We start from the raw sequence: 20,747 nt of genomic DNA on the forward strand, positions 1-20,747 counted from the left end.
GACCTTGGCCGGGGTCCGGTCCGGCAGGGGCGCACAGTGTACTTGACCAACGGGACAGGCGCCAAGGACGCTGATACATGTCATTCAGCGTGGACAGGCGACGTTGCTAGACTTCGCCCCTTTGCCACCGGTGATGTGAGCCTCATGGAAGCCCCCGAACTGCTGTCGCCCGCCGGCACCGTCAAGAACATGCGCTACGCCTTCGCCTACGGCGCCGATGCGGTTTATGCCGGGCAGCCGCGCTACTCGCTGCGCGTGCGCAACAACGATTTCAGGGTCGACAACCTGCACGAGGGCATCGCCTATGCCCACGAGCGGGGCAAGGCGTTCTATGTGGCCTCCAACACCGCGCCGCACAACAGCAAGCTCAGGACCTACCTGCGCGACATGGAGCCGGTGATCGAGGCCGGTCCCGACGCCCTGATCATGTCGGATCCCGGGCTGACCATGATGATTCGCGAGCGCTGGCCCGATCAGGTGATCCACCTGTCGGTGCAGTCCAACGTCGTCAACTATGCGGCGGCGACGTTCTGGCAGCGGCAGGGCATCCGCCGCATCATCCTGTCCCGCGAGCTGTCGCTGCAGGAGATCGGCCAGATCCGCGCCGAGTGCCCCGACCTCGAGATCGAGACCTTCGTGCACGGCGCGCTGTGCATCGCCTACTCCGGGCGCTGCCTGCTCTCCGGGTACTTCAACCGCCGCGACCCGAACCAGGGCACCTGCACCAACGCCTGCCGCTGGAAGTATCACACCGTGACGGCCGCCGAGGACGAGACCGGCGACCTGGTGCCGGCCAATGCCGCCCACGACGCCAGCGGCATCTGGACACCGGGTCAAGACAGGAGGCAGGACGGCGGCATGATCGCCTCCGCCGGTGGCAGGGAGGGCCAGGACACGCTGTCGGCGCTGATCGAGGACCGCTCGCGGCCGGGCGAGCCGATGCCGATGTACGAGGACGAGCACGGCACCTACATCATGAACTCCAAGGACCTGCGCGCCGTCCAGCACGTCCCGCGGCTCGCCGAGATGGGCGTGACCTCGCTGAAGATCGAGGGACGCACCAAGTCGCCCTACTACGTGGCGCGCACGGCCCAGGTCTATCGCCGCGCCATCGACGACGCCATGGCCGGTCGGCCCTTCGACATGCGCCTGATGGACGAGCTCGAGAACCTGGCCAACCGCGGCTACACCGAAGGCTTCTATCGCCGCCACGTCCACGACGAGTATCAGAACTACGAGCTCGGCCACTCGGTGGGCGTGCACCAGCAGTACGTCGGCGAGGTGCTGGGCTACGATCCCGCTCGCGGGGTGCTGGATATCGACGTCAAGAACCGCTTCGAGGTCGGTGACGGCATGGAGCTGATGCTGCCCGGCGGCAACCGTCGCTTCGCCCTCGAACGCATCGAGAACAAGCGCGGCGAAGCGGTGGGCGTGGCCCCGGGATCGGGCCACGTGGTGCGCATCCCGGTGCCGGGCGAGGCCATCGCGCCGGAACGCATCGAGTTCGCCCTGCTGATGCGCGACCTCGCCTGAGGCCGTGCCGGGCTGGACACCACCCGGGACCTTCGGTGAAGCTGACACGGCAGCACAGGCCCCCAGCACAAGGAACCGGCATGGCCACCATCGAACATCGCACCATTCTCGAGGCGCCGCCCGAGCGTGTCTTCGCCCTGCTCGAGCGGGTCGAGGACTTCGTCGACTATTCGGACCTGATCGAGCGCATCGAGCCGCTGGGCGAGGGGCGCTATCGCTGGCACGTGCACGCGGTGCGCATGGACTGGACCTTCGAGGTGGCGATCACCGAGCATCAGCCGCCCGAGGTGCTGGCCTGGGAATCGCTCAGCGGGGTGTGGAACCGAGGCCGCTATCGGCTGACGCCGGTGCCCGAAGGCACCGAGGTGGCGCTGACCCTGGAGTACGAGATTCATAACCGGCTGGTCGAAAAGGCGGTCAAGCGCGCGGTGACACCGTTGGTCAATCGCGTCAGCCAGCAGATTCTCGACCGCGTCGCGGCCAGACTATAGCGTGATCCGAAAGCGAGAACGCCGCCCATCCGGGCGGCGTTCTCGTTTGGTGGCTTTGCTTTGTTCCAGGCACTTTCCGGCGCTGCCTGGTCAGCCCTTGCGCAGCAAGGCATTGAGATGGTCGACCACCTCGGCCCAGTCGGCGTCGGCTTCGAGCGCCTCGCGCAGGAACTCCGCCTGGCCTTCGTTCCAGCAAGGCGCGTCGGGCAGTTCCACGTTCTCGGGCAGCGGCGAGTGGCGCTCGATGAAGCGCTGGATGGCCGCCGGCTCCGAGGCCAGGCCGAGCTGTTCGAAGAGTTCGCTGAACGGATGATCGGGATGTTCCATGGCAGGGCACCTGTGCGGGCGGACGTGTGTCTCCACTCTAGCCGTTCGGGCCCCGTCATGGCGATGGTGCGGTCGAGGCGTCTTCAACGCTCGGTCCCCCGTTCCGCCTCAGGGGGCGGCACGCTCGCCGACCAGCGGGGTCAGGAAGCGCCGGCGCCGTTCCTCATCGGGGAGCGGCTGGGCCAGCAGGTGGACCAGCTTGGCCACGGCGGCTTCCGGCGTCATGTCGTCGCCGGACAGCACGCCGGCATCGGACAGCGCCTGACCGGCGGCGTAGTGGCCGATGGCCACCGCCCCGTGGGGGCACTGGCTGATGGCGGCGAGCAGCTTGCCCTCGCCGACGGCCTGGGCCAGTACGCCGGCCAGGCGCGGATCGTCGGGCACGTTGCCGCCGCCCCAGACCTCCAACAGCGCGCCCTTGACGCGATCGTCCAGCAGCCAGGCCTCGAGCTGCCAGGCGGCGAGTCCCGGCCACAGCACGATGCGCGGCACCGCGCCGGCGGCCAGCGGCGCATAGTCGGGCAGTTCGAAGCGTGGCGCGCCGCGCTGGGCACGCTCCAGGCCGCGGCCGGGGTAGAGCACGGCGTCGTCGTCGACCCATTCGCCGAGCGGCGGGTGGTTGGGGCTGACGAAGGCGTCGGCCTCGCGAGCCTGCCACTTGCGGCTGCGTGCGCCGCGCAGCAGGCGGCCGGCGAAGCAGATCGCCACCTCCTGCAGCCGCGGATCGGCGGCGAAGCGCAGCGCCGCCTCGACGTTGGTCAGCGCATCGCTGCCGGGCGCTTCCAGCGGCTGCATGGCGCCGGTGATCACCACCGGGCGGTCCAGCCCCTGCAGCTGATAGGCCAGGCTGGCGGCGGTCCAGGCCAGAGTATCGGTGCCGTGGATCACCACGATGCCGGCATGGTCGGCGTAGTGTTCGGCGATCAGCCCGGCCAGGCGCTGCCAGTCCGCGGGGGTGGCGGCGCTCGAGTCGATGGGCGTCGGCGTGGCGATGAGTCGGAAGTCGGCCAGTCCGGCCTGGCGCGCCGGGGGCAGGGTCGCCAGGGTGCGCCGCAGGCGCGACTCGATGTCGTGGCCGGGGATCAGTCCGTCGGGACTGTCCACCATGCCGAACGTGCCACCGGTGTAGATCACCAGCAGGGAAGAAGCGGTTGACGTCATGGGAGCTCCAGGCGGAAGACGCCCACCATGATAGGGCGCCGGCGCCGGCACACAAGAGGGCCTGGGGTGGGGCGGGGTCAGCGCACCACGAGGTGGCCGGTCTCGTCGCTGGCCAGGCGACGATCGCGTCCGGCCAGCAGGGCAAAGACCATGGCGGCGGCAGTCACGGCCGTCAACGCCAGGGTGATGCCTGGCAGCCCCAGGTCTAGCTCGAGCATCACGCCGATGCCCAGCGGGCCCAGCGAGGCCAGGGCGTAGCCCACGCCCTGCACCATGCCGGAGAGCTTGCCGGCCAGTCGGGCATCCGCGGTACGCAGCACGATGAGCGACAGCGCCAGGCTGAAGCCGCCGCCCTGGCCGAAGCCGAGCAGCGCCACGCCGGCCCAGCGCCACTCGATCGGTCCCTGCAGCAGTACCCAGAAACCGCCGGCGATCAGGCTCAGCACCAGCATCAGCGCCGGTCGCTGGTCGCGGCCGAGGCGGGCCAGCCAGGGGGCGGACAGCGCCGCGCCCAGCTGCAGCATCACCGAGGCGCCGGTCATCCAGCCGGCCTCGGCGTCGTCGTAGCCGCGTTCCACCAGCAGGGTCGGCAGCCAGCCGAAGACGATGTAGGCCAGCGAGGACTGACAGCCCATGTAGAGGGTGACCTGCCAGGCCAGTGGCTGGCGCAGCAGCGCGCCGGTATCGCCGCGGGCCGAGGCTTGCCTCCGCGGTGGCGGTGATGCCGGCATCAGCGTCTGCCAGGCGATCAGGCTGATCGCCGCGAGCGCCGCCCAGCTGGTGAGCGCCGGCGCCCAGCCGCCCAGCGTCTCGGCCAGGGGGATGCTGAGGCCGGCACCCAGGGCGCCTCCCAGGCACAGCGCCATGGTGTAGACACCGGTCATCAGGTCGGCGCTGTCGGGAAGCTCTCGCTTGACCAGCCCGGGCAGCAGCGTGCCGGCGACGCCGATGGCGGCGCCCACCAGCAGGGTACCGCCGAACAGCCACGCCGGTGCGGCCAGTCCGCGCAGGGCGAGGCCGACGGCCAGGATCAGCAAGGCCAGCGACAGGGTGCGCTCGGGGCCCAGGCGTCCTGACAGCCAGGGCGCCAAGGGGGCGAAGAGTCCGAGGCAGAGTACGGGCAGGGTGGTCAGGGCGCCGATGGCCAGCACCGGCAGGCCGCTGTCGGCTTCGATGCGAGGGAGCAGTGGGGCCAGTGACGATAGTGCCGGCCGCAGGTTGAGCCCGACCAGCACCATCAGGGCGATGAATGCCAGGGAGGAAGGCGCGGCCCGTCGGCGCGCGCCGTCAGTGATCGCCATCCGGCTCCTCCGTCTGTCGACGGCGCTGCCAGCGTGCGGCGAATTCGGCCTCACCCTCGAGCTCATCGGCCGCGCCGAACTGCAGGTGCCGCCCGTCGGACTGGGCGTCGCTGTTGGCACGCTGGCGGATGCCGCTGACGTCCTCGCTGCTGACCAGATCGAAGTCGCCGTGGGTCATGGTGTGCGCGACCAGCGGCCCGTCGTAGGTCCAGCAGCGCTGGGGAACCTTGGAGACGTGCCACCGCTGGCCCTGCCAGTGGGCGATGCCGTCGGCGTCGAGCCGGAAGGCGTCGTCCGGCAGCAGGGCCGCGAACAGACGGGCGTTGAGCACCAGGCCGTTGTCGATCATTTCCACGGGGCCCTGGTACTCGCCCCGCTTCAGGGCGCTGAGCATGTCGTCACGGGCCCGCTTGCCCTCGGGAGTGATCCTGCCCTCGCCGCACAGGTGCAGCAGGTCGCCGTCGACCTGCTTGATGACCCAGACGCGAATCGGGGGCTTGCCGAACAGTCGCTTCCACATGGTTCAGCTCATATGTTGACGCAGGTCGCCTCTCACACTGTCGATCAGGGTGATGAAGTGGCTGTCGCCGCTGGCATCGATGCGATCGACCCGCGCCATGCTGGCCAGGCCGCGATCGACCAGCAGCTGGTCGAAGATCTCCAGCGTGATGGATTCGACGCCGGCCTCTGCCGGCGGCAGGGTGCCGTCGGTCAGGGTGAAGCTCGGCAGCAGGGCGGCGCGTACGCGGGTGGCGCCGCCCTCGGCGAGGACCCGGCGCACGAACAGCCAGCCCTCGCAGGCCAGCCGCTCCCCCGATTCGAGCTCACGCTGGAAGAGGGTGCGATAGCAGGCCCCCTGGGTCGCGGCCTTGTCGGCCATGCTGCGGTAGGCTTCGGTGGTGCGCTGGGCCGAGACCCCGGCGGATTCCAGCTGCTGCCAGGCCGCGCGATGCTCGCGGTCGAGTTGTGCCTGGCGCTGAAAGCGCTGCCAGAGTCGGTAGTCGTTGATCAGCTCTCGCGTGTCCATGGGCATCCTTGCAGGCGTCGTGTCGGCCGATAAGGCGAATACATTCGCATTATCGGATATCAATTGCCAGTGCGCTGGCGATCCTGTCCGCCGCGCCGACGCCGGCGCCGCCCCGGTGACTGGCCGTCGCGGTCGCCGCCGTTTCCGCCATGGTTACCGCCGGCGCTGCTGCGGTTGCCACCGTTACCGCTGCGACCACCGCCGCCGTTGCCGCGACCGTTGCCACCACGGCCATTGCCGCCACGGCCACGATTGCGGCCGTTCTCGATCGGCTCGGGTTTGGCGTTGGGGTCGGGCTCGAAGCCGGGCTCGATGTGCTTGGTCAGGTCGCGCTTCATCAGCTTCTCGATGTTGCCGAGCAGACCATGCTCGTCGACGCACACCAGCGATACGGCCTGGCCGTCGTGACCGGCGCGACCGGTGCGGCCGATGCGGTGCACGTAATCTTCGGCCACGTTGGGCAGCTCGAAGTTGACCACGTGGGGCAGCTCGTCGATGTCCAGGCCGCGGGCGGCGATGTCGGTGGCCACGAGCACCTGCAGGTCGCCGGACTTGAAGGCGGTCAGCGCGCGGGTGCGGGCCGACTGGCTCTTGTTGCCGTGGATCGCCATGGCCGAGATGTCACGCTTGTCGAGGTGCTCGGCCAGGCGGTTGGCGCCGTGCTTGGTACGGGTGAAGACCAGCACCTGGAACCACTGGCGGCTGCTGATCAGGTGGGTGAGCAGATCACGCTTGCGTTCGCGGTCGACCCGGTAGACGGCCTGGTCCACGGTCTCGGCGGGAGTGTTGCGGCGCGCCACCTCGATCAGCGTCGGATCGTCGAGCAGCTTGTTGGCCAGCGCCTGGATCTCTTTGGAGAAGGTCGCCGAGAACAGCAGGTTCTGGCGCTGCTCGGGGAGCAGCTTCAGCACCTTCTTGATGTCGTGGATGAAGCCCATGTCGAGCATGCGGTCGGCTTCGTCCAGCACCAGGATCTCGACCCCGGAGAGGTCGACGTGGCCCTGCTGCTGCAGGTCGAGCAGACGGCCGGGGGTGGCCACCAGAATGTCCAGGCCCGGGCGGATGGCATCCACCTGGGGCTGCTGGCCGACGCCGCCGAAGATCACGTGGGAGGTCAGCGGCAGGTGTTGTCCGTAGTCGCGCACGCTGTCGCCGACCTGGGCGGCCAGCTCGCGGGTCGGGGTCAGCACCAGGGCGCGCACGCCGCGCTTGGCCGGGCGACGGCCGTCCTTGAGGCGCTGCAGCATGGGCAGGGTGAAGCCGGCAGTCTTGCCGGTACCGGTCTGGGCGCTGCCCAGCAGGTCGCCGCCGCCGAGGACGGCGGGGATGGCCTGGCTCTGGATAGGAGTCGGGGTGGTATAGCCCTGGGCGTCGATGGCGCGCAGCAGCTCGGGGCACAGGCCAAGGTCGGAAAAGGTCATGCAGTCTCCGCGGCAACGTCCCGCCCGATCCGTCGCGCGGGGCGGTCGGATCGAGGCGGAACGAGGGAATGAGGTGAATCGCGGCGGCGGGAGGCGGCCGCGAGAGGCGTCAGTATGCCATAGCGCTGAAAGCGGCGCAGCCGGCGCGGGGGCGTGTCAGGGTGTCGCGCGGCGCTGCTGGCGCGCGACCGCCGACGCGATCTGCTCGGCGGCGGCGTCCCAGCTGCGGCCCAGGGCCCGGACCAGGGCGGGGTAGCCGTCCTCGGCCAGGGGCGTGGTGACGCGGAAGGTCGCCGCATCCAGCAGCGACTGATCGGCGTCGAGCAGCTGCCAGCGTCCGGCTGCCAGGGCCTGGCCGTCGGGGCGCCCCTGGAAGCGGTCCACCGTGACCCTCAGCTGCAGCGGGTCGGTGGAGATGCCGGCCTCGGTGTCGAGCAGCACTCGGGTATCGGGCAAGGCACCGGTCAGGCGATCGCGCAGGCCGCGCTCGAGCTGACGGCCCAGCGGCTCGGCCCAGCGGTGGCCGCCGGCCTCGCGCAGGGTGATATCGTCGAGCTGAACGACGATGCCCTCGGCGTCCAGCAACGGCGCCAGGCGTAGCGGCCGCAGCACCAGAGCATGCGTGGCGTTCGACCCGGCGGCGGCCGGCGCGTCGGCATCGGGCAGGGTGTAGCGGGTCGCCGGTGTGCCCCCCAGGGCACAGCCGGTGAGCCAGAGCAGGGCCAGCAGGGCCAGCAGGGCGCGCGGCGCGGTCATGGTGAACTCCTGTCGGTCGGGGCGCGGGGCATGGGATCGTCGGCGTCCAGGCTGTCGAACAGCAGGGCGCCGGGATTGTCGCCGAGGCGGCGGGCGGCCGGCTGGAGGTCTCGCAGCAGGCGCTCGAGCTGGTCCAGGGTCTCGGTGATATCCCGGTAGGCGGGAGCCCCGGGGGAGACGCCCTCGAGGGTGCCGCGCAGCGCCGACAGGGTGCTGTTGAGTTCGCCGGGCAGGGCGCGGGTCTCGGGATCGTCGAGCAGCGACTGGACGCCGGCGGTGAGCTGACGTACCTGCTCCAGGGTGGCTTCCGACGTGGCCAGGTTGGTCTCCAGGCCCGCGAGGATCGGTTCGAGCTCCAGGTCGTTGAACTTGTCGAGCAGCGCGGTGACCTGGGCCTGGATCTGTGCCAGCCCGCCGGAAGTGGTGGGGAAGACGGTGCGCTCGGCGAAGGTCTCGGGGGTGTAGTCGTCGGCTCGCTCGGCGTCCAGGCCGAGGTCGACGAACAGCGCCCCGGTGAGCAGGTTGCCGCTCTTGAGCGAGGCCCGCAGGCCGCGCTGGAACAGCCGTTCGAAACGCGCTCGCCACTCGTCCATGTCGAGGGTCTGGCTGTCGATGCCGAGCCGCTGGGGTTCGATACGGATCAGCACCGGGATGGCCAGGCGGGCATCGCGCTCGGGCTGGGGCGATGTGAAGTTCCAGGGCACGCTGGCCACGGTACCGATGCGCACGCCGCGGAATTCCACCGGGGCGCCCCGGGACAGGCCGCGCACCGTGTCCTCGATGAGCAGCACGTACTCCAGGTAGCGGTCGAAGGTGCCCTCGCGCGCGCTGTCCTCGTCGGCGTAGAGGGTGAAGGTGCTGTCGGGCTCGGCCTGAAGGCCACGCGGCAGGTCCTCCGGGACGCCGAAGGTGACGCCGCCGCTGACCATGGCCTCCAGCGAGTCGAGCCTGACGCGCACGCCCTCGGAGTCGAGCCGCAGGTCGACGCCGCTGGAGCCCCAGAAGCGGGTGTTGTCGGTGACCAGTCGGTGATAGGGGCTCTCGATGAAGATGCGGTGGCGCATGCGCCGGGTCTCGACGTCGAACTCGGACTCCTCGACCCGGCCCACGGTGAAGCCCTGGTAGGTCACCGGATCGCCGACGGTGAGGCCGTTGCCCGCCTCGCTGAGCAGGTTGATGCGCAGCCCCTCGGCCCCGGGGGGTGCCACCGGCGGCTGTTCGCTGACCGTGAACCGCTCCGCCTCCTCCTCGCTCTGGCCGGGTTCGAGCTGCAGGTAGGCCCCTGACAGCACGGTATTGAGCCCGCTGATGCCCTCGCGACCGATGCGAGGCTTGACCACCCAGAAAGTACTGTCCTCGACCAGCATTGGCGCAGCCTCGGGCGTCATGCGAGCGGTCAGCACCACCTCGGACAGGTCCTCGGACAGGTTCACCGAGGTCACCTGGCCGATCTCGACGTTGCGGGTCTTGATCAGGGTGCTGCCGGCCTCGATGCCGTCGGCGCTCTCCATGGTCAGGGTGATCAGGGGCCCGCGGCTCAGGTAGCTGTCGTAGACCAGCCAGGCACCGATCAGCAGCGCCACGATGGGCACGATCCAGATCGGCGACAGCGGTGCCTGGCGGGTGGCCCGGGCGCGGTGCTCGTTATCGGGCGCGGCGTCAGGGGGCGTGTCGTTCATTGCGGGGCTTCCTCATCCGCTGTGGAAGTGGGCGTGTCCCAGATCAACCGGGGGTCGAAGCTCATGGCGGCGAGCATGGTGAGCACCACCACGCCGCCGAAGGCCACGGCCGCGGGGCCGGGCTCGACCGCCATCAGGTTGCCGGCGCGGATCAGCGCCACCAGGATCGCGACCACGAAGATGTCGACCATCGACCAGCGGCCGATGAACTCGGTCAGGCGATACATGCGGGTACGCGTCAGGGAGCGGTCGCCGCGGGCGCGCGGCGCCACCAGGCATAGCCAGACCAGCGCCAGCAGCTTGCCGATGGGCACGATCACGCTGGCGACCAGGATCACCAGGGCCACCGGCCAGGAGCCCATCTCGATCAGCTCGACGATGCCGCCGATGATGGTGCTGGGGCTGGCCCGCCCCAGGCTGACGGTGGTCATGATCGGATAGACGTTGGCCGGCACGTAGAGCACCGCCGCCGCGGCCAGCAGCGCCCAGGTACGTTGCAGGCTGTGGGGGCGGCGCGCATGCAGCGGCTCGCCGCAGCGCCGGCACTGGCCATGGCCGGCGGCATCCAGACGGCCCACCAGGCCGCAGGTGTGACAGCCGGTGAGTCCCTGGGGGGCGGCGGGGCGGCCGGTCTGGCTGCCCTCCGGCGCCGGCGGTTCGCCGGCCAGCGCGAACCACAGCCAGTCGCGGTCCACGGACTGGTTGGTCGCCAGCAGCAGCAGCGCGAAGGCGCCGAAGGCCCAGAAGGCCGGCCCGAGCGCGATCTGGGCGAGCCCGACGATCTTGATCAGGCTGACCAGGGTGCCGATCAGGAACACGTCGGCCATCATCCAGGGCTGCAGGTGGGCCAGGGCACGAGCCGCGCTGCGGCTGGCCGGCAGCGGCCTGCCGCCCAGCAGGCCGATCTGCAGCCACACCACGGCCAGCAGGTAGAGGACCGGCAGCACCAGGATGGTCAGCAGCACCACCATGGCTACCAGGGGAGCATGGTGCGCGATCAGGTCGGTGGCGGTCTGGGGCAGGTCGATGCCGTGGCCCACGCCGCGCACGCTGAACGCCAGGAAAGGGAAGGACGCGGCGATCGCCAGGCATGCCAGCGCGGCGATCGCCAGCGCCAGGCTGCGCTGGGCCGGATAACGATGGCGGCGCACCTCGGCGTGGCCGCAGCGAGGGCATACCGCCTGCTCGCCGGAATGCAGCGGCGGCAGCGCCATCAGCCAGTCGCATTCGTGGCAGGCGCGCAGGCGTCGCCGGGTGGCGCGGGCCTCCGGCGGCATGCGGTCGACGTAGGGCGCCTGGGTGGGCAGGGCGAGTTGGCGAAAGGCCGGCCTTGGCACGGCGATGGCGTCCTCCTGACGATCCAGCGGCTTGACCTGAAGTGTGTCACGTTGACGCGGGGGGCACCATAGTCAACCATGCGCGTCTCATTTGTTCCGATGGAGACACCATGATGCTTCCCGCCCTGGCGGTGGTGGCAGGCCTGATCCTGCTGGTCTGGAGCGCCGAGCGCTTCGTTGACGGCGCGGCGGCCACGTCCGCCCGACTCGGTCTATCCCCCTTGCTGATCGGCATGCTGGTGATCGGCTTCGGCACCTCGGCACCGGAGCTGGTGGTCTCGGCCATCGCCGCCGGGCAGGGCAATCCCGGCCTGGCGCTGGGCAACGCCTTCGGCTCGAACATCGCCAATATCGGCCTGATCCTGGGCCTGGTGGCGCTGATCGCACCGCTGGCGGTGCATTCCGGCATGGTGCGGCGCGAGCTGCCGGTGCTGGGCGGCGCGACGGCATTGTCGGCGGTATTGCTGCTGGGTGGCGTGGTGCGCCTCGAGGGCGCGCTGCTGCTGCTGGTGCTGGTGGCCTTCATGGCCTACAGCGTGATTCGCGGCCTGCGCGATGGCACCGATCCGCTGTCGGCGGACACCGAGGCCGAGCTGGCCACGCATCCGATGTCGCTGAAGGCCGCCCTGGGGTGGACGCTGCTGGGTCTGGTGCTGCTGGTGGCCAGCTCGCGGCTGCTGGTGTGGGGCGCGGTGGACATCGCCCAGAGTCTCGGCGTCAGCGACCTGGTGATCGGCCTGACGGTGGTGGCGGTGGGCACCTCGCTGCCCGAACTGGCGTCGGCGATCAGTGCCCTGCGTCGAGGCGAGCATGACCTGGTGCTGGGCAACGTGGTGGGCTCCAACCTCTTCAATACCCTCGGCGTGGTCGGGCTGGCCGCGGTGATCGCGCCGATCGAGACGGGGCGCGAGGTGCTGCTGCGCGACTGGAGCATGATGGCGGCGATGACCATGCTGATGCTGGTCTTCGCCCTGGGGCGCCGCGGTCGCCAGGGGCGCATCAACCGCCTCGAGGGTGGCGTGCTGCTGGCCATGTACGTGGCTTATATCGGCTTCATGGTGCATCTGGTGGTAGACGCCGGCGGCGCATGATGCACTGCGACATCGCGACACACACGAGCGACATCTCGGCGCGATAAGATGACTTCGTTGCCTGTTCCAGCGGCCGGGGATTCGGCTAGGCTGGGACGGGCAAGGGAAGAATGCGGCAGGGCGCGTCGCGCCCGACGATCAAGAGCACGGAGAGTGCCTTCGCATCACGTTCATCGATCCGCAGGAACGAGGTGTACCTCATGGAACTGGATCCTCTGCTGCTGTCTCGGCTGCAGTTCGCCTTCGTGGTGTCCTTCCATGCCATCTTTCCGGTCTTCACGATCGGGTTGGCATCCTATCTGGCCGTGCTCAACGGTCTCTTCTATCGCACCGCCAATCCCGCCTGGGAACGCCTGGCCAACTTCTGGGCCCGGGTGTTCGCCGTGGTCTTCGGCATGGGGGTGGTCTCCGGCATCGTCATGGCCTTCCAGTTCGGCACCAACTGGAGCAACTTCTCGCTGGCGGCCTCCAACCTGCTCGGCCCGATGCTGAGCTACGAAGTGGTGACCGCCTTCTTCCTCGAGGCGGCCTTCCTCGGCGTGCTGCTGTTCGGGCGCGGCAAGGTGCCCCAGGGCGTGCACCTGTTCGCTTCGATCATGGTGGCGTTGGGGACCTTCATCTCGGCATTCTGGATCCTGGTGTCCAACAGCTGGATGCAGACGCCGGCCGGCACCGAGCTGATCGACGGGCGCTTCCACGTCACCGACTGGAGCAAGGCGATCTTCACCGCCTCCTTCCCGTATCGCTTCGTGCACTTCGTGATGGCGTCCTTCCTGACCGGCGGCTTCGTGGTGGCCGGCGTCAGCGCCTGGTATCTGCTGATCGGCCGTGACGTCGAGGCCAATCGCAAGGCCTTCTCCATGTGCCTGTGGATGCTGCTGGTGCTGGCGCCGGCCCAGGCCTGGTTCGGCGACGAGCATGGCCTGAACACCCTGGAACACCAGCCCACCAAGGTGGCGGCCATGGAGGGCAACTGGGAGACCCAGTCGCGGACGCCGCTGCTGCTGTTCGCCTGGCCCGACCAGCAGGCCCAGGAGAACCACCTCGAGATCGGCATTCCGGGGCTCGCCAGCCTGATCCTGACCCATGATCTGGACGGCGAGGTACCGGGCGTCAGCGCGGTGCCGCCGGAGGAGCAGCCGCCGGTGTGGTGGGTGTTCTGGTCGTTCCGCGTGATGGTCGCCATGGGCCTGGCGATGATCGTCGCGGCGCTGATCGGCGCCTGGCTGCGCGCGCGGGGGCGGCTCTATGAGAGTCGCGGCTACCTGCAGTTCATGCGAGTGATGACGATCGCCCCCTTCCTGGCGGTCCTGGCCGGCTGGTTCGTCACCGAGATCGGTCGCGCGCCCTGGCTGGTGTACGGTCTCATGACCCAGGAAGAGGCGGTGACGCCGTCGCTGACCGGTGGCATGGCGCTGTTCACCCTGATCGGCTATGTCCTGGTCTACGCCGTGGTCTTCTACGCCGGCACCCTGTATCTGACCCGGGTCGTGCGTCAGGGCATGCTCCCCGAGCCGCCCCACGACGACGAGGTGGAGCGACCCAAGCGTCCGCTGTCCGCCGCCCACGTGCCCTTCGAAGATGCCGCCAACCAGCCGGGAAGGAGCTGAACCATGGAAATGTTCGATCTGACACTGATCTGGGCCGGCATCATCGGCTTCGGTGTGATCATGTACGTGCTGATGGACGGCTTCGACCTGGGCGTGGGCATTCTCTTTCCGTTCGCCCCGGACGAGGACAGCCGCGACGTGCTGATGAACTCGGTGGCACCGATCTGGGACGGCAACGAAACCTGGCTGGTACTCGGTGGGGCCGGGTTGCTGGCGGCCTTCCCGGTGGTCTACTCGGTGTTCCTGCCGGCGCTCTACATCGGCGTCTTCCTGATGCTGGCGGGGCTGATCTTCCGCGGCATCGCCTTCGAGTTCCGCTTCAAGTCGCATCGCAATCGCCACTGGTGGAACCGGGCCTTCAGCTGGGGCTCCACCGTGGCGGCCTTCGCCCAGGGGGCCGTGGTCGGCGCCTACATCCAGGGCTTTCCGGTCGAGGACTTCGTCTATGTCGGCGGTGCCCTGGACTGGCTGACCCCGTTCTCGGTGCTGACCGGCATCGGTTTGGTGGCCGGCTATGCGCTGCTCGGCGCCACCTGGCTGATCATGAAGAGCGAGGGACACACCCAGGCCTGGGCCTACCGCCTGGCGCCGCGCCTGCTGATCGCGGTGCTGGCGGTGTTCGCCATCATCAGCCTGTGGACCCCCTTCGTGGACGACGCGGTGCGCGAGCGCTGGTTCGGCCACCTGCACCTGCTGTGGGTGTTCCCGGCGCTGGCCCTGCTGTGTGCCTTCTGGCTGTGGCGCTCGGTGCAGGCGCGCCGCGAGGGCCAGCCGTTCATCGCCACCCTGGGGCTGTTCGTCTTCACCTACCTGGGGCTGGTGGTCAGCAAGTGGCCGGTGATCGTGCCGCCGAACTATACCCTCTGGGACGTGGCCTCGGCGCCGGAGTCCCAGCTGTTCCTGCTGCTCGGGGTGCTGTTCGTGATCCCCATCGTGCTGGCCTACACCGCCTGGAGCTATTGGGTGTTCCGCGGCAAGGTCCGCGTGGGTGAGGGGTACCACTGAGACGATGACGCAGGCATCGACATCGCGCGCCTGGCTCGCCGGCCTGGCGCGCGCCGAACGAGGACGATTGGGGCTGGCCGTGGGCTGCGGCCTGATCGCCGGCCTCGCCACCGTCGCTCAGCTGGTGCTGCTGGCCTGGCTGGTGACATCACTCCTGGTGGAGGGCCGCGCACCCTCCACGCTGTTTCCGGCCTTCGCTGTCCTGGCGGGGCTGATGGGGCTGCGCGCCCTGGCCCAGTGGGGCCAGGAGACCCTGGGCCTGGCCGCCAGCCTGCGGCTGCGCCGCAGGGCTCGGCGCGAGTTGCTCGATCACCTGGAACGGCTCGGGCCGGTGGGCCTCACCGGCCATCACAGCGCCAGCCTGGCGCAGCGGGCGGTGGATCAGGTCGAGGCGCTGGACGGCTATGTGGCCCGCTTCCTGCCGCAGCGCTATCTTGCCGTGCTGCTGCCGCTGGTGATCCTGGCGGTGGTGGCCTGGCTCGACTGGCTGGCGGCCGTCTTCCTGCTGCTGGCGGCGCCGCTGATCCCGCTGTTCATGGCCCTGGTGGGCATGGGCGCCGAGCGACTGAACGAGGAGCAGTTCGATGCCGTGGCGCGGCTGTCGCGCCACTTCATCGACCGGGTCCGCGGCATCACCACCCTGCAGCTGTTCGGTCGCACCGCGGCGGCCACCGGGGAGGTGCAGGCCGCCGCCGACGACTATCGGCGGCGTACCCTGCGTCCGCTGCGGCTGGCCTTTCTTTCCTCGGCGGTGCTGGAGTTCTTCGCCGCCGTGTCGATCGCCGTGGTGGCGATCTACGTGGGCTTCGGCCTGCTCGGCTACATCACCTATGGGCCGTCCGATCAGCTGACGCTGTTCTCGGGGCTGCTGGTGCTGCTGCTGGCGCCGGAGTTCTTCCAGCCGCTGAGAAGCCTGGCCCAGCACTATCATGACCGGGCCTCGGCCCTGGGGGCGGCCGAGGGCATGGTGGCGCTGCTCGACGAGACGCCGCGCCGCAGCGGCCTGACGCCGGCCGCGCCCCATACCGCTCGTGCGGTGGCCGAGCTGGAGGCGGTCGCGGTGTCGCATCCCGAGCGAGGGCGGGTGCTGGGGCCGCTGGACCTGGCGCTGGCGCCGGGCGAGGTGCTGGCGATCAGCGGACCCTCCGGCGTCGGCAAGTCGACCCTGCTGCAGCTGCTGGCGGGGTTCCTCGATCCGGACGCCGGCGAGCGTCGCCTCGCCGCGTCGCTTCATGTGGCCTGGATGGACCAGCGCCCGCTGCTGGTGCATGGCAGCCTGGCCGACAATCTGCGCCTGTCGGCACCGGAAGCCGATGATGCGGCCCTGCACCGGGCGCTCACGGCCGCCGGGCTGGGCGAGCTGGTGGCCGGCCTGCCTGACGGCCTCGACACCCGGCTCGGCGAGCGCGGGGTGGGCCTCTCCGGCGGCCAGGCCCAGCGTCTGGCGCTGGCCCGGGTGTTTCTCTCCGAGGCGCGGCTGGTGCTGCTCGACGAGCCCACCGCCAGTCTCGATGCCGAGAGCGAGGTGGTCGTCATCGAGGCGCTGCTGGCCCTGGCCGCCGAGGGACGCAGCCTGGTCATCGCCAGCCATCGGGCCGCGCCGCTGGCCTGCGCCGATCGGCACCTGACGCTGCGCGACGGCCGTCTGGAGGAGGTGACCCATGACTGAGCGACGCGGCGTGATCGCGACCCTCGCGCCCTGGCTGCGCCTGCTCGGCCACCGCCGCGGCCGCCTGTTGGCCGGCGCCGCGCTGATGGCGCTGGCGCTGGCCTCGGCGATCGGCCTGCTGGCGCTGTCCGGCTGGTTCATCACCGCCACCGGCCTGGCCGGCATCGCCCTGGCCGCCGGGGCGGCCATGACCCTGGACGTCTACGTGCCCGGCAGCGGCATCCGCGGCTTCGCCGTGACCCGCACCGTGGCGCGCTACGTCGAGCGGCTCTACAACCACGACACGGTGCTGCGCCTGCTGGCCGACCTGCGCGGGCGGATGTTCGCGGTGCTGGCCGGCCTCGACGCCCAGACGCTGTCGCGGCGCCGGGCCAGCGACTGGCTGAACCGGCTGACCGCCGACATCGACACCCTGGACAGCCTGTTCCTGCGCCTGCTGGCGCCGGCGGCGGTGGCGCTGCTGGCGATCCTCGCCCTGGCCGGCTTGCTGGCGATCTGGTCGCCGGCGGCGGCCCTGGCGGTGGCGGGGCTGCTCGGCGCCGCCTGGGGCTGGCTGACGCTGGGCCAGGCGCGCCTGGGGCTCGCCGCCAGCCGGCAACGGGTCGATGAGCTGGAGCGCCTGCGCGGCCGGCTGATCGAACAGCTCCAGGGGCTCGCCGAGCTCGAGACCTACGGCACCCTGGCCGGCCAGCGGCGGCGCCTCGAGGCCATCGAGGAGCGGCTCTACGCCGATCAGCGCCGCCTGGGGCGGTTCTCGGCCCTGGGCACGGCGGTGGCCGGGCTGGCCGTCGGGCTCGGCTGGCTCTCGGCGCTGTGGCTGGCGGCGCTGGCCTGGCAGGCCGGGACGCTGTCCGGCCCGCTGATGGTGATGATGCCGCTGGCGGTGATGGCAATGAGCGAGGCGCTGGCCGCGCTGCCCATGGCCTTCACCCAGTTCGGCGCCACCCTGGCCGCCGCCGAGCGGCTCAATGCGCTGGAGGACGCCCGTCGCGACGATGCCGCCGCCGAGCGGCTCAATGCGCTGGAGGACGCCCGTCGCGACGATGCCGGCGTGAGCGTGGCATTGCTGAGCTCCGGCGCCCTGGCGCTCGCCTTCGAAGAGGTCGCGCTGCGCTATCCCGGGGCCCTGACGCCGGTGTTCGACGGCTTCTCGCTGGCGCTGGCACCCGGGGAGCGGCTGGCCGTGCACGGCGTCTCCGGCAGCGGCAAGTCGAGCCTGGCGGCGCTGGTCACCGGCCAGCTCGCGCCCGACGCGGGCCGCGTGCGGCTGAACGAGGCGCCGGTCGGCGAGATCGCTCCTGAGGCGCTGGCCGAGCGGGTCGCCTGCCTGACCCAGCATACCGAGTTGTTCGACGACAGCCTGGCGGCGAACCTGCTTCTGGCCGCGCCCGAGGCCGATGACGCGCGGCTGTGGGCCGTGCTCGAGACGGTGGAGCTGGCCGACTGGGCGGAAGCGCTGCCCCGCGGGCTCGACACCCGGGTGGGCGAGGGCGGTCGCCGGCTCTCCGGCGGCCAGGCGCGTCGGGTGGCACTGGCCCGGCTGCTGCTGCGCGCCCCCGGCCTGGTGATCCTCGACGAGCCCTTCGCCGGCCTCGATCCGGCGCTGGCCGTGCGCATCGCCGAGCGTCTCGATGGCTGGCTCGCCGGGCGCAGCGTGCTCTATCTGGTGCACGAGCGGGCCGAACAGACGGCGCTGCCCGGCGTCGATCGCTGGCAGGCCCTGAGCCTGCTGCCGGAGAAGGACTTTGCGCCGCCGCGCGGAATCTTTCAGGATAGGGCAAAGCATTGATACGAGGTGATTCATGCGGGATTTCCTGAAGGCCCTGCCCAAGGCCGAGCTGCATCTGCACATCGAGGGCACCCTGGAACCCGAACTGATGATGGCGCTCGCCGAGCGCAACGGCGTGACGCTGCCCTACGCCTCGGTGGAGGAGGTGCGCGCCGCCTACGACTTCGACGACCTGCAGTCCTTTCTGGACCTCTATTTCCAGGGCATGAGCGTGCTGCTCACCGCCCGGGACTTCGAGGACCTGGCCATGGACTACTTCCAGCGCGCCGCCGCCGAGGGCGTGGTACATGTGGAGATGCACGTCGATCCCCAGGCGCATCTGTCGCGGGGCGTGGCGCTGGAGGCGGTGATGGAGGGGCTCGAGCGTGCCCGCCGTCGCGCCGAGGACGAGCTGGACCTGTCCACGGCGATGATCCTCGCCTTCCTGCGCGACCGGCCCGCCGAGGAGGCCGAGTCGCTGCTGGAGCAGGCCGCGCCCTATCTCGACCGGATCGACGCCGTGGGCCTCGACAGCGCCGAGGTCGGCCATCCGCCGAGCAAGTTCCGCGAGGCGTTCCGCCGCGCCGGTGAGCTGGGCCTGGCGCGGGTCGCCCACGCCGGCGAGGAGGGGCCGCCCGCCTATATTCATGAGGCGCTGGACGTGCTCGACGTCTGCCGCATCGATCACGGCGTGCGCTGCCTGGAAGACGAGGCGCTGGTCGCGCGGCTGCGCGACGAGGCCATGGTGCTGACCGTGTGCCCGCTCTCGAACCTGCGGCTCAAGGTGGTTGAGCGCATGGAGGCGCATCCGCTGCCGGCGATGCTCGAGGCCGGGCTCAACCTGACGCTGAACTCCGACGATCCGGCCTACTTCGGCGGCGGCATGCTGGAGAACTTCCTCGCCTGCCAGCGCGCCTTCGGCTGGTCCCGCGAGACCTTCGCCCGGCTCGCCGGCAACGCCATCGAGGCGGCCTTCATGAGCGAGGCGCGCCGCGCGGAACTTCGCGCCAGGCTCGCTGCCTGCGGCTGATTTCGGCGGCAATCAATGAAAAAAGGGCGGCGCTTCGGCGCCGCCCTTTTCGTACCTGCCTTGCACCTGATGCGTGCCTGGAAGCGCGATCAGGCGTCTCGCTGATGGACCCGGCGGCCGTTGGCCCAGGTGGCGTACACGGTGCGGTCGTCGCCCAGCATCATCAGCGCGAACAGCGTCTCGGCGAGCGTGCGGCAGCGCGCGGTGCGCCGGGCCAGCAGCGGCGTGGCCTGCGGGTCGAGCACCACGAGGTCGGCCTCGCCACCCTGGCGCAGGCGGCCAATGCGGTCGTCCAGATGCAGGGCCCGGGCGTTGCCCAGCGTCAGCCGGTAGAAGCCCTGCCAGGCGGTGAGTGGCTGGCCGCGCAGCTGGCCGACCTGGTAGGCGGCCTTGAGCGTGGCGAGCCCCGAGAGATCGGTGCCGGCGCCCACGTCGCTGGCGAGTGTGGTGGCGAGCTCCGCCTCGCGGCAGGCCAGGCGGTCGAACAGCCCGCTGCCGAGGAACAGGTTGGAGGTCGGGCAGAAGGCGACGTTGGCGCCGGCCTCGGCCAGTCGGCGGCGCATCGGCTGGTCGAGATGGATGCCGTGGGCGAAGGTGCTGCGCGGGCCCACCAGCCCGTAGCGCTCGTAGACGCCCAGGTAGTCCTGGCACTCGGGAAACAGCTCGGCGACCCAGGCGATCTCGCCCTCGTTCTCCGACAGATGGGTCTGCAGGTGCAGGTCCGGGGCATTGCGCAGCACCGCGCCGGTGGCTTCGAGCTGTTCGCGGCTCGAGGTGGGCGCGAAGCGCGGGGTCAGGCTGTAGCCGAGGCGGTCCCGGCCGTGCCAGTCGCCGATCAGCCGCTCGCTGTCGGCCAGCCCCCCGAGGGGATCGTCGACCAGCGCCTCGGGGGCGTGGCGATCCATCAGCACCTTGCCGGCCAGCATCCGCAGGCCGCGCGCCTTCGCGGCGCCGAAGAAGGCATCCACCGAGCCGGGGTGCGAGGTGCAGAACACCTGGGCGGTGGTGGTGCCGGCGCGCAGGGTCTCGTCGAGGAAGGCCTCGGCCACCGCCTCGGCGTGGGCGCGCTCGGCGAAGCGACACTCCTCGGGGAAGGTGTAGTCGTTGAGCCAGTCGAGCAGCTGTCGGCCGTAGGAGGCCATGATGTCGAGCTGGGCGTAGTGCACGTGGCTGTCGATGAAGCCCGGCATCATCAGCTTGTCGCCGTAGTCCACCGTCTCGATGTCCGCCGGCAGGTGGGGGGCCAGCTCGGCGTGGTCGGCCACGGCGTGGATGTGGCCGTCGACCAGCCAGACGGCGCCGTCTTCCAGATGGCGCACGCTGCCCGCGGCCGGGGTGTCGCCTTCGCCCGGATCGGCGTCGAAGCTCAGCAGCGGGCCGCGCAGCAGGCGCATGTGGGGTTGGGGGTCGGTCATCAATCTCTCCGCTGAACGCCGCTTGGCCGGCGCATGGAAAAGTCGGATTCTGTTGGGTCTTGGCGAATGTTCAGGCGATGAGCTTACCCGGCGACAAGCCTTCGCGAGGCGCTGTGAACCCTTCCC

General features: G+C 70.4%; 18 protein-coding genes. 8 read left to right on the forward strand and 10 right to left on the reverse strand.

All coding sequences use genetic code 11. The features are described 5' to 3' along the window. Nucleotides 1–144: 144 nt before the first annotated feature. Complete coding sequence (gene trhP, locus QWG60_RS07720; protein ID WP_146907559.1) at nucleotides 145–1,533, forward strand: prephenate-dependent tRNA uridine(34) hydroxylase TrhP; 1,389 nt, start codon at nucleotides 145–147, stop codon at nucleotides 1,531–1,533. An 80-nt stretch (nucleotides 1,534–1,613) separates the two neighbouring features. Next, nucleotides 1,614–2,024, forward strand: a complete 411-nt coding sequence (locus QWG60_RS07725) for an SRPBCC family protein (protein ID WP_146907557.1) — start codon at nucleotides 1,614–1,616, stop codon at nucleotides 2,022–2,024. Nucleotides 2,025–2,114: 90 nt separating this feature from the next. Here QWG60_RS07725 and QWG60_RS07730 read toward each other — a convergent pair whose 3' ends face one another. From QWG60_RS07730 to QWG60_RS07770, 9 genes are all read right to left on the reverse strand, one after another. Beyond that, nucleotides 2,115–2,351, reverse strand: a complete 237-nt coding sequence (locus tag QWG60_RS07730; RefSeq protein WP_146907555.1) for a DUF2789 domain-containing protein — start codon at nucleotides 2,349–2,351, stop codon at nucleotides 2,115–2,117. Nucleotides 2,352–2,459: 108 nt separating this feature from the next. After that, a complete protein-coding gene (locus QWG60_RS07735; RefSeq protein ID WP_146907553.1) occupies nucleotides 2,460–3,512 on the reverse strand; it encodes an asparaginase in 1,053 nt (350 codons plus the stop codon). A 77-nt stretch (nucleotides 3,513–3,589) separates the two neighbouring features. Then, nucleotides 3,590–4,813: an MFS transporter gene (locus QWG60_RS07740; RefSeq protein WP_246124615.1), complete on the reverse strand. Its 1,224-nt coding sequence runs from the start codon at nucleotides 4,811–4,813 to the stop codon at nucleotides 3,590–3,592. Further along, nucleotides 4,800–5,333, reverse strand: a complete 534-nt coding sequence (locus QWG60_RS07745) for a hypothetical protein (RefSeq protein WP_046080303.1) — start codon at nucleotides 5,331–5,333, stop codon at nucleotides 4,800–4,802. Before QWG60_RS07745 ends, QWG60_RS07740 begins: the two co-directional genes overlap by 14 nt. A gap of 3 nt (nucleotides 5,334–5,336) precedes the next feature. Further along, nucleotides 5,337–5,840 carry a hypothetical protein gene (locus QWG60_RS07750; RefSeq protein WP_035598708.1) on the reverse strand — a complete coding sequence of 168 codons (504 nt, stop codon included), beginning with the start codon at nucleotides 5,838–5,840 and terminating at the stop codon, nucleotides 5,337–5,339. Between the two features lie 59 nt (nucleotides 5,841–5,899). Continuing rightward, nucleotides 5,900–7,261 carry a DEAD/DEAH box helicase gene (locus QWG60_RS07755; protein WP_035598710.1) on the reverse strand — a complete coding sequence of 454 codons (1,362 nt, stop codon included), beginning with the start codon at nucleotides 7,259–7,261 and terminating at the stop codon, nucleotides 5,900–5,902. Between the two features lie 156 nt (nucleotides 7,262–7,417). Continuing rightward, a complete protein-coding gene (locus QWG60_RS07760) occupies nucleotides 7,418–8,017 on the reverse strand; it encodes a PqiC family protein (RefSeq protein WP_046080306.1) in 600 nt (199 codons plus the stop codon). After that, nucleotides 8,014–9,696 carry an intermembrane transport protein PqiB gene (pqiB, locus tag QWG60_RS07765; protein ID WP_046080307.1) on the reverse strand — a complete coding sequence of 561 codons (1,683 nt, stop codon included), beginning with the start codon at nucleotides 9,694–9,696 and terminating at the stop codon, nucleotides 8,014–8,016. Before pqiB ends, QWG60_RS07760 begins: the two co-directional genes overlap by 4 nt. Further along, nucleotides 9,693–10,973: a paraquat-inducible protein A gene (locus QWG60_RS07770; protein ID WP_046080531.1), complete on the reverse strand. Its 1,281-nt coding sequence runs from the start codon at nucleotides 10,971–10,973 to the stop codon at nucleotides 9,693–9,695. Before QWG60_RS07770 ends, pqiB begins: the two co-directional genes overlap by 4 nt. Before the next feature lie 170 nt (nucleotides 10,974–11,143). On the opposite strand from QWG60_RS07770, the gene QWG60_RS07775 reads away from it, so the two are divergent. The 6 genes from QWG60_RS07775 (at nucleotide 11,144) to QWG60_RS07800 (ending at nucleotide 19,206) form a co-directional block, all read left to right on the forward strand. Next, entirely contained in the window at nucleotides 11,144–12,124 is a 981-nt protein-coding gene (locus tag QWG60_RS07775) for a calcium/sodium antiporter (protein WP_046080308.1), read from the forward strand. Between the two features lie 200 nt (nucleotides 12,125–12,324). Continuing rightward, nucleotides 12,325–13,734 carry a cytochrome ubiquinol oxidase subunit I gene (locus QWG60_RS07780; protein ID WP_146907551.1) on the forward strand — a complete coding sequence of 470 codons (1,410 nt, stop codon included), beginning with the start codon at nucleotides 12,325–12,327 and terminating at the stop codon, nucleotides 13,732–13,734. 3 nt (nucleotides 13,735–13,737) lie between these two features. Further along, nucleotides 13,738–14,739, forward strand: a complete 1,002-nt coding sequence (cydB, locus tag QWG60_RS07785; protein WP_146907549.1) for a cytochrome d ubiquinol oxidase subunit II — start codon at nucleotides 13,738–13,740, stop codon at nucleotides 14,737–14,739. Between the two features lie 4 nt (nucleotides 14,740–14,743). Beyond that, nucleotides 14,744–16,408 carry a thiol reductant ABC exporter subunit CydD gene (gene cydD, locus QWG60_RS07790; RefSeq protein ID WP_146907547.1) on the forward strand — a complete coding sequence of 555 codons (1,665 nt, stop codon included), beginning with the start codon at nucleotides 14,744–14,746 and terminating at the stop codon, nucleotides 16,406–16,408. Next, nucleotides 16,401–18,197: a thiol reductant ABC exporter subunit CydC gene (gene cydC, locus QWG60_RS07795; RefSeq protein WP_146907545.1), complete on the forward strand. Its 1,797-nt coding sequence runs from the start codon at nucleotides 16,401–16,403 to the stop codon at nucleotides 18,195–18,197. The genes cydD and cydC overlap by 8 nt, the downstream gene beginning before the upstream one ends. Nucleotides 18,198–18,210: 13 nt before the next feature. Next, nucleotides 18,211–19,206, forward strand: a complete 996-nt coding sequence (locus tag QWG60_RS07800) for an adenosine deaminase (protein ID WP_146907543.1) — start codon at nucleotides 18,211–18,213, stop codon at nucleotides 19,204–19,206. A gap of 89 nt (nucleotides 19,207–19,295) precedes the next feature. On the opposite strand, the gene guaD is transcribed toward QWG60_RS07800, so the two are convergent. Next, nucleotides 19,296–20,621 (reverse strand): guanine deaminase, encoded by a 1,326-nt coding sequence (gene guaD / locus QWG60_RS07805; RefSeq protein WP_146907541.1) that lies wholly within the window; start codon nucleotides 20,619–20,621, stop codon nucleotides 19,296–19,298. Nucleotides 20,622–20,747 lie beyond the last annotated feature (126 nt).

This window comes from Halomonas halophila (genome assembly GCF_030406665.1).
In the GTDB taxonomy this organism is placed as follows: domain Bacteria; phylum Pseudomonadota; class Gammaproteobacteria; order Pseudomonadales; family Halomonadaceae; genus Halomonas; species Halomonas halophila.

Excerpts from the sequence above, each read along its gene's own strand:
- QWG60_RS07725 (WP_146907557.1), top strand. The coding sequence starts at position 1,614 with ATGGCCACCATCGAACATCGCACCATTCTCGAGGCGCCGCCCGAGCGT.
- cydC (WP_146907545.1), top strand. The coding sequence starts at position 16,401 with ATGACTGAGCGACGCGGCGTGATCGCGACCCTCGCGCCCTGGCTGCGC.
- QWG60_RS07730 (WP_146907555.1), bottom strand. The coding sequence starts at position 2,351 with ATGGAACATCCCGATCATCCGTTCAGCGAACTCTTCGAACAGCTCGGC.
- pqiB (WP_046080307.1), bottom strand. The coding sequence starts at position 9,696 with ATGAACGACACGCCCCCTGACGCCGCGCCCGATAACGAGCACCGCGCC.
- QWG60_RS07755 (WP_035598710.1), bottom strand. The coding sequence starts at position 7,261 with ATGACCTTTTCCGACCTTGGCCTGTGCCCCGAGCTGCTGCGCGCCATC.
- guaD (WP_146907541.1), bottom strand. The coding sequence starts at position 20,621 with ATGACCGACCCCCAACCCCACATGCGCCTGCTGCGCGGCCCGCTGCTG.
- QWG60_RS07740 (WP_246124615.1), bottom strand. The coding sequence starts at position 4,813 with ATGGCGATCACTGACGGCGCGCGCCGACGGGCCGCGCCTTCCTCCCTG.
- QWG60_RS07760 (WP_046080306.1), bottom strand. The coding sequence starts at position 8,017 with ATGACCGCGCCGCGCGCCCTGCTGGCCCTGCTGGCCCTGCTCTGGCTC.
- QWG60_RS07800 (WP_146907543.1), top strand. The coding sequence starts at position 18,211 with ATGCGGGATTTCCTGAAGGCCCTGCCCAAGGCCGAGCTGCATCTGCAC.
- QWG60_RS07735 (WP_146907553.1), bottom strand. The coding sequence starts at position 3,512 with ATGACGTCAACCGCTTCTTCCCTGCTGGTGATCTACACCGGTGGCACG.
- QWG60_RS07775 (WP_046080308.1), top strand. The coding sequence starts at position 11,144 with ATGATGCTTCCCGCCCTGGCGGTGGTGGCAGGCCTGATCCTGCTGGTC.
- QWG60_RS07750 (WP_035598708.1), bottom strand. The coding sequence starts at position 5,840 with ATGGACACGCGAGAGCTGATCAACGACTACCGACTCTGGCAGCGCTTT.
- QWG60_RS07745 (WP_046080303.1), bottom strand. The coding sequence starts at position 5,333 with ATGTGGAAGCGACTGTTCGGCAAGCCCCCGATTCGCGTCTGGGTCATC.
- trhP (WP_146907559.1), top strand. The coding sequence starts at position 145 with ATGGAAGCCCCCGAACTGCTGTCGCCCGCCGGCACCGTCAAGAACATG.
- cydB (WP_146907549.1), top strand. The coding sequence starts at position 13,738 with ATGGAAATGTTCGATCTGACACTGATCTGGGCCGGCATCATCGGCTTC.
- QWG60_RS07780 (WP_146907551.1), top strand. The coding sequence starts at position 12,325 with ATGGAACTGGATCCTCTGCTGCTGTCTCGGCTGCAGTTCGCCTTCGTG.
- cydD (WP_146907547.1), top strand. The coding sequence starts at position 14,744 with ATGACGCAGGCATCGACATCGCGCGCCTGGCTCGCCGGCCTGGCGCGC.
- QWG60_RS07770 (WP_046080531.1), bottom strand. The coding sequence starts at position 10,973 with ATGCCGCCGGAGGCCCGCGCCACCCGGCGACGCCTGCGCGCCTGCCAC.